Source organism: Isoptericola aurantiacus, assembly GCF_044769875.1.
GTDB classification, from domain to species: domain Bacteria; phylum Actinomycetota; class Actinomycetes; order Actinomycetales; family Cellulomonadaceae; genus Isoptericola; species Isoptericola aurantiacus.
This window is the reverse complement of the sequence record NZ_JBJBAE010000004.1, coordinates 177,876-194,640: the sequence shown is the minus strand read 5'-3', so window position 1 is coordinate 194,640 and position 16,765 is coordinate 177,876. Positions and strand designations below refer to the sequence as shown.

At 74.4% G+C, this 16,765-nt stretch carries 11 protein-coding genes; 4 read left to right on the top strand and 7 right to left on the bottom strand.

Annotated elements, in window-relative coordinates; all coding sequences use genetic code 11:
- Window positions 1-45: 45 nt before the first annotated feature.
- Both ACIQLL_RS13235 and ACIQLL_RS13230 read left to right on the top strand, forming a co-directional pair.
- Entirely contained in the window at window positions 46-4,785 is a 4,740-nt protein-coding gene (locus ACIQLL_RS13235; protein ID WP_402467885.1) for an ATP-dependent helicase, read from the top strand.
- Between the two features lie 45 nt (window positions 4,786-4,830).
- Window positions 4,831-5,634: a DNA-formamidopyrimidine glycosylase family protein gene (locus ACIQLL_RS13230; RefSeq protein WP_402467882.1), complete on the top strand. Its 804-nt coding sequence runs from the start codon at window positions 4,831-4,833 to the stop codon at window positions 5,632-5,634.
- Between the two features lie 2 nt (window positions 5,635-5,636).
- Here the strand turns inward: ACIQLL_RS13230 and ACIQLL_RS13225 are convergent, their stop codons facing one another.
- The 3 genes from ACIQLL_RS13225 to pgsA all read right to left on the bottom strand — a co-directional run bounded on the left by ACIQLL_RS13225 (window position 5,637) and on the right by pgsA (window position 7,261).
- A complete protein-coding gene (locus tag ACIQLL_RS13225) occupies window positions 5,637-5,963 on the bottom strand; it encodes a helix-turn-helix domain-containing protein (protein WP_402467879.1) in 327 nt (108 codons plus the stop codon).
- Window positions 5,964-6,164: 201 nt separating this feature from the next.
- A complete protein-coding gene (locus ACIQLL_RS13220) occupies window positions 6,165-6,641 on the bottom strand; it encodes a CinA family protein (RefSeq protein WP_402467877.1) in 477 nt (158 codons plus the stop codon).
- Window positions 6,638-7,261 (bottom strand): CDP-diacylglycerol--glycerol-3-phosphate 3-phosphatidyltransferase, encoded by a 624-nt coding sequence (gene pgsA / locus ACIQLL_RS13215; protein WP_402467874.1) that lies wholly within the window; start codon window positions 7,259-7,261, stop codon window positions 6,638-6,640. The genes ACIQLL_RS13220 and pgsA overlap by 4 nt, the downstream gene beginning before the upstream one ends.
- Window positions 7,262-7,353: 92 nt before the next feature.
- Between pgsA and ACIQLL_RS13210 the strand changes: the two genes are divergently transcribed.
- Window positions 7,354-8,655, top strand: coding sequence for a CapA family protein (locus ACIQLL_RS13210; RefSeq protein WP_402467872.1), 1,302 nt, complete (start codon window positions 7,354-7,356; stop codon window positions 8,653-8,655).
- 53 nt (window positions 8,656-8,708) lie between these two features.
- On the opposite strand, the gene ACIQLL_RS13205 is transcribed toward ACIQLL_RS13210, so the two are convergent.
- The 4 genes from ACIQLL_RS13205 to dapA form a co-directional block, all read right to left on the bottom strand.
- Window positions 8,709-11,258, bottom strand: coding sequence for a DNA translocase FtsK 4TM domain-containing protein (locus ACIQLL_RS13205; RefSeq protein WP_449768908.1), 2,550 nt, complete (start codon window positions 11,256-11,258; stop codon window positions 8,709-8,711).
- A 299-nt stretch (window positions 11,259-11,557) separates the two neighbouring features.
- On the bottom strand, window positions 11,558-12,160 hold the full coding sequence (locus ACIQLL_RS13200; RefSeq protein WP_402467870.1) for a DUF4328 domain-containing protein: 603 nt from the start codon (window positions 12,158-12,160) through the stop codon (window positions 11,558-11,560).
- A gap of 317 nt (window positions 12,161-12,477) precedes the next feature.
- Window positions 12,478-14,163: a ribonuclease J gene (locus tag ACIQLL_RS13195; RefSeq protein WP_402467867.1), complete on the bottom strand. Its 1,686-nt coding sequence runs from the start codon at window positions 14,161-14,163 to the stop codon at window positions 12,478-12,480.
- A 22-nt stretch (window positions 14,164-14,185) separates the two neighbouring features.
- Window positions 14,186-15,109: a 4-hydroxy-tetrahydrodipicolinate synthase gene (gene dapA, locus ACIQLL_RS13190; RefSeq protein WP_402467864.1), complete on the bottom strand. Its 924-nt coding sequence runs from the start codon at window positions 15,107-15,109 to the stop codon at window positions 14,186-14,188.
- Between the two features lie 163 nt (window positions 15,110-15,272).
- Here dapA and ACIQLL_RS13185 point away from each other — a divergent pair, with 163 nt between their 5' ends.
- The gene (locus tag ACIQLL_RS13185) at window positions 15,273-16,739 is read left to right on the top strand and encodes an NAD-dependent succinate-semialdehyde dehydrogenase (protein ID WP_402467862.1); all 1,467 of its coding nucleotides are present in this window, start codon (window positions 15,273-15,275) and stop codon (window positions 16,737-16,739) included.
- Window positions 16,740-16,765: the final 26 nt, after the last annotated feature.

Here is a 16,765-nt window from a genome sequence, read left to right as displayed (position 1 = left end):
TGCCACGACCGGCCGGGTGTGGGTGCCCTGGTGCACGATGGGGCGGTGGCCAGCGCATCCCGGGACGTCGACGAGCACGCCGCGCCCGACGACGTCCTCGACCGGTTCGCGCCCGCCACGCGCACCTGGTTCGCCGACGCGTTCGCCGGGCCGACGGCGGCGCAGTCCGGGGCCTGGGAGGCGATCGGGGCCGACCGGCACGCGCTGGTCGTCGCCCCCACGGGCTCCGGAAAGACGCTGGCCGCGTTCCTGTGGGCGATCGACCGCCTCATGTCGACCCCGCCGCCGCAGGATCCCGTCCGACGGTGCCGGGTGCTGTACGTCTCGCCGCTCAAGGCGCTGGCCGCGGACGTCCAGCGCAACCTGCGTGCGCCGCTCACCGGGATCCGGCAGGCCGCCGCCCGCGCGGGCACGGCGACGTCCGACGTCGAGGTCGCGATGCGCACGGGCGACACCCCGGCGGCCGAGCGGCGTTCGTTCGCGACCCGCCCGCCCGACGTGCTGGTGACGACGCCCGAGTCGCTGTTCCTGGTGCTGACGTCGGCCGCGCGGACCGGACTGACGGGTGTGGAGACCGTCATCGTCGACGAGATCCACGCGGTCGCGGGCACCAAGCGCGGCGCGCACCTGGCCGTCACCCTGGAGCGGCTGGACGCGATGCTGCCGCGACCCGCGCAGCGGATCGGGCTGTCGGCCACGGTCCGGCCGGTGCAGGAGGTCGCCGACTTCCTCTCCGGCGGACGGCCGGCGGACGACGGCGGGCGCGAGGTCGCCGTCGTGCAGCCCGAGGTCACGAAACGATGGGACCTCGACGTCGCGGTCCCCGTGCCGGACCTCACCGACCTGGGGGGCGACGACGAACCCGACCTGAGCGGCGCCGCCGCCGGGCCGCAGCGGCAGGCGTCGGTGTGGCCGCACGTGACCGAACGCGTCGTCGACCTGGTGGCCGCCCATCGCTCGACCCTGGTCTTCACCAACTCCCGCCGCGGTGCCGAACGGCTCACGGCGCGGATCAACGAGGTCTGGGCGCAGCGTCAGGGGCTCGCCGCACCCGACCCCGGGGCCGCCCAGGCCGCCGACGCTCCCGGCCAGTCCGGGACGGCGGCGAGCCTGCCGTCCGATGCCCCCGTGCTGGCCCGGGCCCACCACGGCTCGATGAGCCGTGCGGAGCGCACCCGCACCGAGTCGGACCTCAAGGCCGGCGTGCTGCCCGCGGTGGTGGCGACGTCGTCGCTGGAGCTCGGCATCGACATGGGAGCCGTCGACCTGGTGGTGCAGGTGGGGGCGCCGCCGTCGGTGGCGAGCGGCCTGCAGCGCATCGGCCGGGCCGGCCACCAGGTCGGCGCGGTCTCGCGAGGCGTGGTGCTGCCGACGTTCCGCGGCGACCTGGTCCCGGCGACGGTCGTCACCCAGCGCATGCAGGCCGGGGAGATCGAGCCGCTGGCGATGGTGCGCAACCCTCTCGACGTCCTCGCCCAGCAGGTCGTCGCGGCGCTGGCGCTGGAGGACTGGCAGGCCGACGACCTGCTGGCCCTCGTGCGACGGTCCGCGCCGTACACCGCCCTCGGCGACGCCACCTGGCACGCCGTGCTCGACATGCTCGCCGGGCGCTACCCCAGCGAGGACTTCGCCGAGCTGCGCGCCCGGATCGTCTGGGACCGCGCCACCGGCCGGCTCTCGAGCCGGCCGGGCGCCCAGCGCCTGGCGGTGACCAGCGGGGGCACCATCCCCGATCGCGGCCTGTACGGCGTGTTCCTCGCCTCCGACGACGGCGGCCGGGGCGGCAAGCGTGTCGGGGAGCTCGACGAGGAGATGGTCTACGAGTCCCGGGCCGGGGACACGTTCACCCTCGGCTCCTCGACGTGGCGCATCGAGGACATCACCCCGGACCGCGTCGTGGTGACGCCCGCGCCCGGCCTGCCCGGGCGGCTCCCGTTCTGGAAGGGCGACGCCCCGGGACGCCCGCCGTCCCTGGGACGCGCCGTGGGGGCGTTCGTGCGGGAGGCCGACGCGGCGCTGGCCACCGGCGCCGAGCAGGGCCGCGCCCACCTACGCGACGCGGGGCTGGACGCCTGGGCGGCCGACAACCTGGCGGCCTACCTCACCGAGCAGCGCGCTGCCACGGGCCGGCTGCCGGACGACCGGACCGTGCTGGTGGAGACGTTCCGCGACGAGCTCGGCGACTGGCGGGTGGTGATCCACAGCCCGCTGGGCGCCCGCGTGCACGCACCGTGGGCCCTGACCGTCGCGGCGCGGCTGCGCGAACGGCTCGGCGCGGACGTCGCCGTGATGCCCGCCGACGACGGCATCGTCCTGCGACTGCCCGGCGACTCGCCGTGGGACCTCGAGGCGAGCACGGGCGAGGCGCCGTCGGTCACGGCCGAGGATCTCCTGCTCGATCCCGACGACGTCGCCGCGACCGTCCGCGGAGAGCTCGGGTCCTCGGTGCTGTTCGCCTCCCGGTTCCGCGAGGCGGCCGCCCGCGCGCTGCTGCTCCCCCGCCGTCGTCCCGACCGGCGGGCACCCCTGTGGCAGCAGCGGCAACGCGCCGCCCAGCTGCTGCAGGTCGCCTCGGTGCATCCCGAGTTCCCGATCATGCTCGAGGCCGCGCGCGAGTGCCTGACCGACGACTTCGACGTCTCGGCCCTGCGAGACCTGATGGCCGACCTCGCCGCAGGTCGCGTACGGCTCGTGGAGATCAGCACCTCCCAACCCTCGCCGTTCGCCCGCTCGCTGCTGTTCGGCTACACCGCCCAGTTCCTGTACGACGGCGACGCCCCGCTCGCCGAACGCCGGGCGGCCGCGCTGTCCCTGGACCCGGCCCTGCTGGCCGAGCTGCTGGGCGAGCAGGGGGCGACGGACCTGGCCGATCTCCTGGACCCCGACGCAGTCCGGCGCACGGAGGACGAGCTGCAGTGCCTCGCCACCGATCGGCGCGCGAAGGACGCCGAGGCACTCTGGGACGTGCTGCGGCGCACCGGACCGCACACCGTGCCGGCCCTGCGCGAGCGGACCCGCGAACCGGCACGCGGAGAGGTCGCGACCTGGCTGAGCGAGCTGGAGCGCGCTCGACGGGTCATCCGCGTCCGTCTCGGGGGCGTGGAGCAGTGGGCGGTGACGGGCGACGCCGGACGGCTGCGCGACGCGCTCGGGGTCGCCCTGCCCGACGGGCTGCCCGAGGCGGACACCGCGCCCGTGCCCGACCCGTTGGGCGACCTGGTCCGGCGCCACGCCCGCACCCACGGCCCGTTCGCACCCCGCGACGTCGCCCACCGGTTCGCGCTGGGCGGCGCGGTGGTGGCCGACGTCGTCGAGCGGCTGGAGTCCCGCGGGCTGCTCGTGCGCGGTGCCCTGCTGCCGGCCGAGCTCGGGGCGACCGGTGACGAGGTGTGCGACCCCCAGGTGCTGCGCACCCTGCGGCGTCGCTCCCTGGCCGCCCTGCGCGCGGAGGTCGAACCGGTCGAGCCCGAGACCCTGGGTGTCTTCCTGCCACGCTGGCAGGGCGTGACGGGGACCGGGCACCGCGGCACCGACGGGGTCCTGCGCGTGGTCGAGCAGCTCGCCGGAGCGGCCGTGCCGGCCTCGGCGCTGGAGACGCTGGTGCTGCCCGCCCGCGTGCGCGACTACTCCCCCGCGCTGCTGGACGAGCTCACCACCACCGGCGAGGTGCTCTGGGCCGGGCACGGCCCGCTGCCCGGTTCGGGCGGCGGGGACGGTCTGGTCAGTCTGCACCTGGCCGACGACGCCCCGCTGACGCTGGCCGCGCCGTCGGACGCGGAACCTGACGGACCGCTCGACTCCGACCTGCACCGCGCCGTCCTCGACCTGCTCACCGGGTCGGGCGGGTACTTCCTGGGGCGGCTGGCCGAGCAGACCGCGACCGACCCGGCTCGCGTCCTCGAGGCGCTGTGGGACCTGGTGTGGGCGGGCCACGTCACCAACGACGGGCTCGCTGTGCTGCGCGAGCGGCTGGGGACCGGCGGCGGAGCGCACCGCGCCCCGCGGAGCCCTGCGCGCGCCCGGCCCGTGCGCCGGTCCCGGTTCGCGACAGCACGTCCGGCCGTCCCGCGCGGCGGCGGCGGGCGGTGGTCCGCGCTCCCGGTGCGGGAGCACGACCCCACCCTGGCGGCGCACGCCCTGACCCAGGTGCTCCTGGACCGGCACGGTGTCCTGACCCGCGCCGTGGCGCCGTCGGAGGGTGTCACTGCCCGGTTCCGGGAGGTGTACAAGGTGCTCGGCGGCCTGGAGGAGCGCGGAGCGGTGCGGCGCGGCTACTTCGTCGAGCGGCTCGGGGGCTCGCAGTTCGCGGTGCCGGGCGCCGTCGACCAGCTCCGGCTCGACGCCGGCGAGCGGGACCGCGTCCGCGCCGACCCCGACGCGCGCCGGACCGCCGTCCTGCTGGCGGCCACCGATCCTGCCAACCCGTACGGCGCGGCGCTGCCGTGGCCCCGCCGCCTCGAGGAGCCGGGCGACGCCACGACGTCGCACCGTCCCGGTCGCAAGGCCGGGGCCGTCGTCGTGCTGGTCGACGGTGCGCTGACGTTGTTCGTCGAGCGCGGCGGCCGCTCGCTGCTGTCGTTCACGGACGACGCCGCCGAGCTCGCGCCCGCGGCCGGCGCGCTCGCCGACCGGGCGAGGGCGGGCCGGCTCGGCCGGGTCACCGTCCAACGGGTCGACGGCGTCGCCGCCCTGGCGGCGGCACGGGACCGCGGGCCGGTCGCCGCAGCGCTGCTCGACGCCGGCTTCGGGATCACCCCGCACGGCCTGCGGGTGGCACCGCGATGAGCCGCGGTGCGCGAACGCACCGCGGCCGGGGGAAGGAGGAACGACGTGCCCGAGGGTGACGTGCTCCGGCTCACCGCCGAACGGCTGGACCAGGCCCTGAGCGGGGAGACCCTGGTGCGGGCCGACCTGCGGTGGCCGGGTGCGGCGGCAGTCGACCTCACCGGACGGCGGACCCTCGGATGCGTCTCCTACGGCAAGCACCTGCTGACGAGGTTCGACGACGGCCGCACCCTGCACACGCACCTGCGGATGGAGGGGGCCTGGCGGGTCGAGCGCACCGGCAGCCCGGCCGCCGCCGCGCGGCACCCGCAGGTGCGCGCGGTGCTGGCCACCGCCCGGTGGACCTGCGTCGGCTGGCGGCTCGGGATGCTCGACCTGCTGCGCACCCACGACGAGCCGCGGTTGCTCGGGCACCTGGGGCCGGACGTGCTCGCCGCGGACTTCCCCGACGCCGGCATCGATCTGGGGGTCGACAACCTCGCGCGCCAGGGACCTCGGCCGCTGTGCGACCTGCTGCTCGACCAGGGGGTGGTCGCCGGCCTCGGCACCATCTGGATGGCGGAGACCCTGCACGCCCTGCAGCTCCATCCGTGGACGCCGCAGGACACCCTCGACGACGATGCCCGGGTCGTCCTGCTCAGGACGGCCCGCAGGCTGCTCGCACGCAGCGTCGAGATCGGGCGCCTGCGCGGGCTGGGGGAGGTTCCGGTCGCCGTGCACGGCCGGCTCGGCAGGCCGTGCCGACGGTGCGGCACCCCGATCGCCGTCGGCACGGCCAACGAGCCACCGTACGAGCGACCGGTGTTCTGGTGCCCGGGTTGCCAGGCGACGTCGACCCGGTCGGCGTGACCTCAGCCGACGGGGGCGAGGTCCTCGCTCGGTGCGGTCCCCCGGTACAGCCCGACGTAGACGTCGGCCGGGATGGTGTCCGGGATGTGCAGCCCCTCGGCCACCGCGATCCGGTCGCTCACCTCGCGCAGGACCAGTGACAGCGGGACGTCGAGCGCCTCGCAGATGGAGGCGAGCAGCTCGGAGGAGGCCTCCTTCTGACCCCGCTCCACCTCGCTGAGGTAGCCCAGCGAGACCCGTGCCGCCGAGGACACCTCACGCAGGGTGCGCCCCTGACGTTGCCGCGCACCGCGCAGCACGTCGCCGATCTCCCGTCGTAGGACGATCATCTCGCGCCCCCTCTCCTCCGGTACCCCAGGGCTTGGGGTGGCACTACCGTACCGCGACGACCGGTGGGCGCGCCCCGTGGGTCGCGCATCGATACGAGTTCGTGGCCTGTCTGCGATCACACCTGCCCAACGCCCGACCGACCCGGTCTGTTCCCGGCGCCCGCACCACCGGCGGATCCCCGCACCGGGCGCACGGTTCGTTCACCGTGCGTCCTGATCGCCGCACATCTCGGCGGCGAGGTCGAGCACCGCCGCGCACGCACCGGCCCGCACCGCCGCCCGGTCCCCGGACAGCTCGCACCGCCGCACGCGTCCGCCCCGGGGCGTCACCACCGCGACGAAGGCGAGTCCCGGCTCCTTGCCGTCCTGCGGGTCGGGGCCTGCCACGCCCGTCGTCGCGAGCCCCACCTGGGCGCCGGTGGCACGCCGGACGCCGTCGGCCATCGCCAGGGCCACGTCCGGGTCCACCGCGCCCCGCTCCGCGAGCAGCTCCTGGTCCACCCCGAGCAGGGTGGCCTTGAGATCGGTCGCATAGGCGACCACCGCACCGCGCAGCACCCGGGAGGCTCCGGGCACCTCCACGAGCGCGGCCGCCACCAGGCCTCCGGTCAGGGACTCGGCGACCCCGAGGGTCCACGCCCGCCGACGCGCGGACTCGAGCACGACCTCCGCGCTCATGGGCCCGGACGCGTGGACCCGGGATCCGTGGGTCCGGCGCCCCCGGTCCGGCCCTGGCGGCGGATCCGCAACGCCTGCACGACGTAGTCCGCACCGGTGACCACGGTGACGACGATCGCGGCCCCCATCACCGTCCAGGCGATGACGCCGAAGGCCGCGGGCAGCTGGTCGTGCGGCAGGAGGAACAGACCGATGGCCGCCACCTGGAGCACCGTCTTGATCTTGCCGCCCCGGGACGCCGGCATCACGGCGTACCGCAGCATCCCGAGGCGCATCGCCGTGATCCCCAGCTCGCGCACCAGGATCACCGCGGGCACCCACCAGGGCAGCTCTCCCAGCGGCCACCACAGCAGGATCAGGGCGGTGCCGGTCAGGGCCTTGTCGGCGATGGGGTCCAACAGCTTGCCGAGGTCCGTCACCAGCCCCCGGGATCGTGCGAGGTGACCGTCGACCTTGTCGCTGAGGGCGGCGAGCATGAAGATCCCGGCCGCCACGAGCCGCCAGACGAACGACGTGCCGTCGTCGACGAGCAACGCCACCGCGAACACGGGGATGAGGGCGATACGCACCATGGTCACGAGGTTCGCGATGTTCCACGGCGAAGGGGCGGTGTCGCTCATCCGCCCAGCGTACTGGCGTGCCGGGCCCCACTTCACCCGGTGCGGTCCGCGCAGCGCGGCCCGCGGTGCGGCGACGGCGGTAGGCTCGCGCGGTGGCCTCCGACGTCCCCAGACCCGGTCCCGCGCACGCTCGGGCGCATCCGGCGCCCCACCGCGCCGCAGCCGTCACGGCCGCCGCCCTGCTCCTGGTCCTGACCGCCTGCGGCCTCCTGGCCCCGCACGCGCCGGAGCCCGCGCCCACGCTCACCACCGCCGCGGACGTGGCACGCGCGAAGGTCGCGCCGCCTCCGCCCGCCCCGCCGGCGTCGTTCACCCTGGTGGCCGCCGGTGACCTGCTGCCGCACGGCCCGGTCGTGACGTCCGCCGACGGCGGCAGCGACTTCGCGTCGCTGCTGGACGGCCTCGACGACTGGGTCGCCGGGGCGGACCTCGCCCTGTGCCACATGGAGGTCCCCGTCGCGCCGGAGGGCACGGCACCCAGCGGGTATCCCCTCTTCGGGGCCCCGGAGGGTCTCGTCCCGGCGCTGGCCGAGCAGGGCTGGGACGGCTGCTCCACGGCGTCCAACCACTCGGTGGACCGCGGCTACCCCGGGGTGGTCACCACCCTGGACGCCTTCGACGCCGCCGGCATGGGACACGCCGGCACAGCGCGCTCCGCCGCCGAGCAGTCCCGGCCGCAGCTCTACCGGCTCGCCCGCGCCGGCCAGGAGATCACCGTGGCGCACCTGTCGGCGACCTACGGGCTCAACGGGCTGCCCGTACCCGCCGACGCCCCGTGGGCGGTGGACCTCATCGACGCCGACGCGCTGGTCGCCGAGGCGAAGCAGGCCCGGCGCGACGGCGCCGACGTCGTGCTGGTCAGCCTGCACGCCGGTGTCGAGTACACCGAGACCCTCACCGACCAGCAGGTCGACGTCGTCGCCGAGCTGGCCGCGTCGCACGTCGTCGACCTCGTGATCGGGCACCACGCGCACGTCCCGCAGCGCATCGACCGACTCGACGGCGGGCCGGGAGGCACGGGGATGTGGGTGGCCTACGGCCTCGGCAACCTGCTGTCCAACCAGAGCGCGGCGTGCTGCGACGCGCGGACGAGCAACGGCGTGCTGCTGTCCGCCACCTTCGCCCAGGAGCGCGCCTCCGACCCGCTGCGGGTGACCCGGGTCCGATGGACGGGCACCACCGTCGACATCCCGGCAGGCCACCGCGCGTTCGTGATCAGGGACCTCCTGGACGACCGGGACGGCTCCACGCTCTCGGCGGCGGACCTGGCGGCGCGGGAGCAGCGCGTGGCCGACGCCGTCGGCGAGCAGGCCGCCGAGCGGACCGAGCCCCCGGAGCCGTCGGGCCCACCACCCACGGTCGTGCCGCGCGGAGCCGGCCAGGGCAAGGGCTGACGGGGGCGACGGCCCACGCCGGGCACCGACAGCGCCCGATCTGTGCCGTGCCGTCAGCGCACCGGGTCCTCGGCATCGGTGTCGGCGCCGTCGTGGTAGTCGGTCGCCACGGGTGGACGGTGCCCGTCCGTACCGTCAGCGTACTGGTCTGCCGCCGGCGTGCCGTCCGCGTCCTGGTCGTAGGCGGGCGTCGTCTCGCCCCGCAGGAGAGCCAGCGCCGCAGGCAGGTTCTCCGGCTGCACCATCACGTCGCGGGCCTTGGACCCCTCCGAGGGGCCCACGATCTCGCGGGACTCGAGCAGGTCCATGAGGCGCCCGGCCTTGGCGAACCCGACCCGGAGCTTGCGCTGCAGCATCGAGGTGGAGCCGAACTGGGTCGAGACGACCAGCTCGGCCGCCTGCAGCAGCAGGTCGAGGTCGTCGCCGATGTCCTCGTCGATCTGCTTCTTCGCGGCGGCCGGAGCCGTCACGTCCGGCCGGTAGACGGGCTTGAGCTGGGACTTGACGTGGTCGACGACGGCATGGACCTCGGACTCGGTGACCCACGCCCCCTGCACACGCATCGGCTTGGCCGCACCCATCGGCAGGAACAGCGCGTCACCCTGTCCGACGAGCTTCTCGGCCCCGGGCTGGTCCAGCACCACCCGCGAGTCCGCCAGGGACGACGTCGCGAAGGCCAGCCGGGAGGGGACGTTCGCCTTGATCAGACCGGTCACGACATCGACCGACGGTCGCTGCGTGGCCAGCACCAGGTGGATGCCGGCGGCACGCGCGAGCTGGGTGATCCGCTGGATCGCGGCCTCCACGTCCCGGGGTGCCACCATCATCAGGTCCGCCAGCTCGTCCACCACCACCAGGAGGTACGGGTACGCGGCCACCTTGCGCTCCGAGCCGGGGGGCGGCGTGACCTTGCCCGCCCGCACCGCGGCGTTGAAGTCGTCGATGTGCTTGTACCCGTAGGTGGCCAGGTCGTCGTACCGGGCGTCCATCTCCCGGACCACCCAGTCGAGCGCCTCGGCGGCCTTCTTCGGGTTCGTGATGATCGGCGTGATCAGGTGCGGGATGCCCTCGTAGATCGTCAGCTCGACCCGCTTGGGGTCGACCAGGATCAGTCGCACCTGCTCCGGCGTCGAACGCATGAGGATCGAGGTGATCATCGAGTTGATGAAGCTCGACTTGCCCGCACCGGTGGCACCGGCGACGAGGATGTGCGGCATCTTGGCGAGGTTCGCCACCACGAACCCGCCCTCGACGTCCTTGCCCACGCCCATGACCATCGGGTGCTCCGTGCGGCGGGCGGCCGAGGAGCGCAGCACGTCGCCGAGGACCACCGTCTCGCGGTCCGTGTTCGGGATCTCGATGCCGATCGCGGACTTGCCCGGGATCGGCGACAGGATCCGCACGTCCGCGCTGGCCACGGCGTAGGCGATGTTGTTCGACAGCGAGGTGATGCGTTCGACCTTCGTCTTCGGCCCGACCTCGACCTCGTAGCGGGTGACCGTCGGGCCCCGCGTGAAGTTGCTGACCTTGGCATCCACGCCGAACTGGTCGAAGACCTCCTCCAGGGAGGCGACCACCCGGTCGTTGACCGCCGAGCGCGTCTTGTGCGGCGCGCCCTTGCCGAGCGCGTCCTCGCTCGGCAGCAGGTACACGGTGTCCCCCGAGAGCATCGGCTGCTCGGCACGACCCTGCGGGGCCGGACGCGGCTCGGGCGGTCCCGGCGTCGCCGCGGCCGGACCCGGTGCCGGACGGGTCGAGCCCGCCGGGACGAGCTGGGTGGCCGCGGACCGGTCTGCCGGCGCGCCCGCCGGCGAGTCGTCGCCCGCCGCCAGTGTCGCCGCTTTCTCGAAGGCCTCGTCACCGGCGTACTCGTCGAGCTCGGCCGCTGCCGCCTCCGCCGCCCGCTCGGCCTTGGTGCGCCGCCGACGACGCTTCGTGGGCGCCCGCTCGTCGGAGCCGTCGTGCGCGGAGACCCCCTCGGCCAGCCGCAAGCCGTCGGCGGGCTCCTCCTCGGCGTGGCGGTTGCCCGTCAGCCGGTCGTAGAGCCCCTGCACCCGCTCGGGGATGCGGTGCACCGGCGTCGCCGTGACCACCAGCAGGCCGAAGAACCCGAGCAGGAGGAACAGCGGTACCGCCACCCACTCCGTCACCCCGATCACCACCGGCGTGGCCGTCAGGTACCCGATGATGCCGCCGGCGTCCTGCACCGGGGCGAACCCGTCCCGCGGGGACGGCGTGTCCTCGGCGACGGCGACGAGCGCGCACACCGAGATGACGATCAGGCTCAGGCCGATCGCGACCCGCGAGTTCGCATGACCACGTTCCGGATGGCGCATCAGGCGCACCGCGAGCCACAGCAGGAGCACGGGGACAGCGACCCCCGCCAGGCCGACCGTTCCGGCCACGACGGCATGGACGCCGTCGCCGAAGGTGCCGGGGATGCCCCACCACTCGCGGGCGGCCACGACGATCGCGACGGCCACGAGGAAGAAGGCCACGCCGTCTCGGCGGTGCTCGGGTTCCAGGTCTCTCGCTCCCTTGGTGATCGTGCGGGTCAGTGCCCCCAGCCCGTGGGCGACGCCGAGGTAGGCGCCGCGAACCATCCTGACCGGCCACGGCGGTCCGCTGCGGGCCGGCCGGCGCGTGGTGCCGGACCGCTGCTTGGCGCCCGCCGACCGGCCCCCGCTGCGCGACCCCGAGGCACGCTTCGACGGCGCGGACACCGCTCGGGTGCGCGCCGTCGAGGCCCCGGCCGACCGGCCGGACCGGCTCGGTCCGCCGGCCGTTCTCCGGGCAGGGCTGCGGGTCGCCATGATGCGACCACCGTACCCGTCCGCCGCGTCACGACGGCGCAGGTCGTGGACGCGTGTCACGCCGCCGTTCAGCGGGATCGCGGCCGGGCTCACACGCCGGGAGGCATCTCCAGACGGGCTCGCTGCGCGGCAGTGATCTCACGCACGATCCGGATCCAGAGCACGACACCGATGACGGCAGCGACCGCGGCCACCCCTTCCAGGACGGGCATGAGCGCCGGATCCAGCGGCCTGATGCCGATGGAAGACCGCGCCGCCTGGGTCGAGGCCCAAACCATCACCAGCCACGAGGCCCACCACGACCCCAGCCCCGTGGTCCGCCGCAGCCCCGTCGTTCCGCTCCGGATGTCACGGACGACCTGGAACGGGAACCACAGCGCCACCACGGGCACGACCCAGCCGAGCCAGACCCAGACCGGGCGGCGCTTGTGGCGCTCGCGCGGCTGGAGCACCGCGGTCAGCTCGCGAGACCGGAACAACCACTGGCAGGCCACGACGAACGTCGCGACCTGGATCGGGAAGAAGACGAACCCGATACCGTCGTAGGCCGTCAGGACGGCCGTGGCGCCGCCGGCGTCGATCCCCCGCGAGTACACCTCGGCCGCCTCGAACGACGTCACGAAGGTCAGAACCTGGACGGCCGCCCACGCCACCGCCAGTCCGATCGTCCAGCCCGCCAGCACGGAGGGCACGGACGGCCCCGAGACCCACGACCACGGCCCGTTCCCGACGTCGCGCCCCGTGCCGTGGTGCGGCGCGGCACCCGACGGGGGAAGCGGAGCACGGGCACCGTACGCCGGACGGGGCTCATGTCCCGTCCGTGGCACACCACTTTCGGACGCGGACGCTGGAAGCGGCGGAACAAACGGGTCCGGATGCGACATCGAATTCTCCATGAGCGGGACAAGTCGCGTCATAGTAGCGTCAAGCGACATCCCCCGGGCCCAGTCGCCCGGTCCGTCTCGGGGCGACGGGAGGCCCGAGCCTGCACTCGCACGCTCGCTCCGGCTCAGGCCTCCACGACCACGGGGACGATCATCGGACGACGCCGGAGCCGACGGTTGACCCACTGACCGATCACGCGGCGCATCACCTGCTGGAGCTGGTGGGTGTCCGTGGCACCGCCGGCGATCGCGTCCTCGAGAGCCTTGACGACGTCCGGCTGGATGTCGTCGAAGACCGCGGCGTCCTCGGCCATGCCGCGCGCCAGGATCTGCGGCCCGGCGAGCACCTTGCCGGTCGCGGAGTCCACGACGGCGAACACCGAGACGAATCCCTCCTCGCTGAGGACCCGGCGGTCCTTCAGCTCGTTCTCGGTGACCTCGCCCACGGACGACCCGTCGACGAACACGTAGCCGCAGGGCACCGCGCCGACGACGGACGCCTTGCCGTCCACGAGGTCGACGACGACGCCGTCCTCGGCCAGCACCACCCGGTCGGCCGGGACACCCGTCCGGACCGCGAGCGCCGCGTTCGCCACGAGGTGTCGCACCTCGCCGTGCACCGGCATGACGTTCTTGGGCTGCAGGATGTTGTAGCAGTACAGCAGCTCGCCGGCGCTGGCGTGACCGGAGACGTGCACCTTGGCGTTGCCGGAGTGCACGACGCGCGCGCCCAGGCGCGTCAGGCCGTTGATCACCCGGAACACCGAGTTCTCGTTGCCGGGGATCAGGGAGCTGGCCAGGATCACGGTGTCGCCGTGCCCGATCGCCACCCGGTGGTCGCCGTTGGCCATCCGGCTCAGCGCCGCCATCGGCTCGCCCTGCGAGCCGGTGCACATGTACACGAGCTGGTCGTCCGGGATGTCCCCGGTGCGCTTGAGGTCGACCAGCACGCCGGGCGGCACGTCCAGGTAGCCGAGCTCGGCAGCGATGCCCATGTTGCGGATCATCGACCGGCCGGCGAGCGCGACCTTGCGGCCGTGGGCGTAGGCGGCGTTGAGGACCTGCTGGACGCGGTGCACGTGGGAGGAGAACGACGCGACGACGATCCGCTTCTCCGCCTGCGCGAACACGCTGTCCAGGACCGGCCCGATCTCGACCTCGTTGGTGACGAACCCGGGGACCTCGGCGTTGGTGGAGTCGACCATGAACAGGTCGACGCCCCGCTCGCCCAGGCGCGCGAAGGCACGCAGGTCGGTGACCCGGCCGTCCAGCGGGAGCTGGTCCATCTTGAAGTCACCCGTGTGCAGGACGGTGCCGGCCCCGGTGGTGACGGCCACGGCGAGCGCGTCGGGGATGGAGTGGTTGACCGCGACGAACTCGAGGTCGAACACGCCCAGGGTGACGGTGTCGTTCTCCGCCACGACGCGCGTGACGGGCTTGATCCGGTGCTCCTTGAGCTTGGCCTCGATGAACGCGAGGGTCAGCTGCGAGCCGTAGATCGGGATGTCGCGGCGGCGGCGCAGCAGATACGGCACGGCGCCGATGTGGTCCTCGTGACCGTGGGTCAGGACGATCGCCTCGATGTCGTCCATGCGGTCGGCGATGTAGTCGAAGTCCGGCAGGATCAGGTCGACGCCGGGCTGGTGGTCCTCGGGGAACAGGACGCCGCAGTCGATGACGAGCAGCCGGCCGTCGTACTCGAGGACGGCCATGTTGCGGCCGACCTCGCCCAGCCCGCCGAGAGCCACGATGCGCAGTCCGCCTGCGGGCAGCTCGGGGGGAAGGGGAAGTTCGGGGTGAGGGTGGCTCACGGGGCCTCCAAGGCCTGGTTCGTTACTGGGGGACGGTGGCGGCGTCCAGGACGCCGCCGGCGATGAGGGCGGCGCGCACCGCGGCGACGTCGTCGTCCGTGGCGGCGACGTTCGGCAGGCGCAGCTCGCGGTTCGGGTGGACGCCGAGGATCTGCAGCGCGGCCTTGACCATGACCGCCTGCGCACCGGCGCCGTTCATGGCCGAGACGACCGGGAGGGTCGAGGTGAAGACGTCGAGCGCTCCGACGTGGTCGCCCGCGTCGAACCGCCGCACGACCTCGGCGAACGCGCCACCGACGAGGTGCGCGGACACCGACACGATGCCGGCCGCGCCGTGGGCGAGGAACGGCAGCAGCAGCCCGTCGTCACCGGAGTACCACGCCAGCCCGGTGGCCTGGCGCAGGAACGGGACGGAGGCGACGTCACCCGTGGCGTCCTTGGCCGCCAGGACGCGGGGGTGCGCGGCGATCCGCGCGTAGGTGGCCGGGGAGATGCGCACCCCGGCGCGGCCGGGGATGTCGTAGAGCATCACCGGCAGGTCCGTCGCGTCGGCGACGGTCGCGAAGTGCTGGTAGAGGCCCTCCTGCGTGGGCCGCGAGTAGTACGGCGAGACGACGAGCAGCCCGTGCGCCCCGGCGTCGGCGGCCTGCTCGGCCATGCGCACGGCGTGTGCCGTGTCGTTGGAGCCGGCACCCGACAGGACCACGGCACGGTCCCCGACGGCCCCGACGACGGCGCGCACGAGGTCGGACTTCTCCGGCGTGTGGGTTACCGGCGCCTCGCCGGTGGTCCCCGACAGGACGAGCCCGTCGTTGCCCTGGTCGACCAGTCGTACGGCGAGCTGCACCGCGGCGTCGAGGTCGACCTCGCCCGACGCCGTCATGGGCGTCACCATGGCCGTCAGGACGGCCCCGAAAGGGCGCGCAGGCGTACCGGGAAGCGTCATGGGGACACCGTACCGTTCACCGGGCTCCCGGGGCGCCGACGACCAGGTGTGGCGCCCCGCGACGCCGTGGTCCGGCACCCGCGGCGTGAGACGACGTGCCACGCACGCCCACGTGCCGCGGCGCGGTGGTGCGCAGACGTCGGGCGGTCACATACTGGACGGTATGACTGCGACGACGCTCCCCTCCCCCGTCCGCGACGTCCCCACCCAGGTCCTGGTCGGTGGCGAGTGGCGCCCCGCCTCGGGCGGCGCCACCTTCGAGGTCTCCGACCCGGCGACCGAGGAGGTGCTCACCAGCGTGGCGGACGGCACCGGCGAGGACGGCCTGGCTGCCCTGGCCGCCGCGCACGAGGCGGCGCCCGCCTGGGCCGCCGTCGCCCCGCGCGACCGTGCCGAGCTGCTGCGCGCCTGCTTCGAGGCGATCGTGGACCGCACCGAGGAGCTGGCGGCGCTCATCACGGCCGAGGGCGGCAAGCCGCTCGCCGAGTCGCGGGCCGAGGTGGCCTACGGCGCCGAGTTCTTCCGCTGGTTCGCCGAGGAGGCGGTCCGCGCCCCGGGCCTGCTGCGCACCGCGCCCGCCGGCGCGAACCGTCAGCTCGTGCACCGCCGTCCGGTCGGTCCCGCGTTGCTCATCACGCCGTGGAACTTCCCCATCGCGATGGCGACCCGCAAGATCGGCCCGGCCCTGGCGGCCGGCTGCCCCGTGGTCATCAAGCCCGCCCAGCTCACCCCCCTGACCACGATGGCCGTGGCCGAGATCGTGCGCGGCGAGCTCGCGGCACGGGACCTGCCCGCCGGTGTGATCAACGTGGTGCCGACCTCCTCGGCACGCACCGTCACCGCACCGGTGATCGCCGACCCCCGCCTGCGCAAGCTCTCCTTCACCGGCTCCACCGGCGTCGGGCGGGTGCTGCTCGGCCAGGCCGCCGAGCAGGTGCTGAACTGCTCGATGGAGCTCGGCGGCAACGCGCCGTTCGTCGTGTTCGCCGACGCGGACCTCGATGCCGCCGTCGAGGGTGCCATGGTCGCCAAGCTGCGCAACGGCGGCCAGTCCTGCGTGGGCGCCAACCGGTTCCTCGTGGACTCCGCCGTCGCCGGAGAGTTCGCCGACCGCCTCGCCGCGCGCTTCGAGCGGCTCACGGTGGGGCCCGGCGCCGAGGGCCACGACGTGGGGCCGCTCATCGGGGCCGACGCGGTGGCCAAGGTCCACGAGCTGGTCGACGACGCCACCGGCCGGGGTGCCCGGGCGCTCACCGGTGGCGAGCTGCCCGACGGGCCCGGGTACTTCTACCCGCCGACGGTGCTCGCCGACGTCCCGGCCGACGCCCGCTGCGTGGCCGAGGAGATCTTCGGTCCGGTGGCCCCGGTGGTGGTGTTCGACGGCGCCGACGCAGGCATCGCCCTGGCCAACGACACGGAGTACGGGCTGGCCGCCTACGCGTACACCCGTGACGTCGACCTGGCGATGCGGGCCGCCCACGAGATCGACTCCGGCATGATCGGGATCAACCGTGGGATGGTCTCCGACGCGAGCGCCCCGTTCGGCGGGGTGAAGCAGTCGGGCCTGGGCCGCGAGGGTGGCGAGGCCGGGCTCGAGGAGTACCTGGAGACGGTGTACGTCGCGATGTGATCCGGCGGCGCCGGGCATGATTTCCT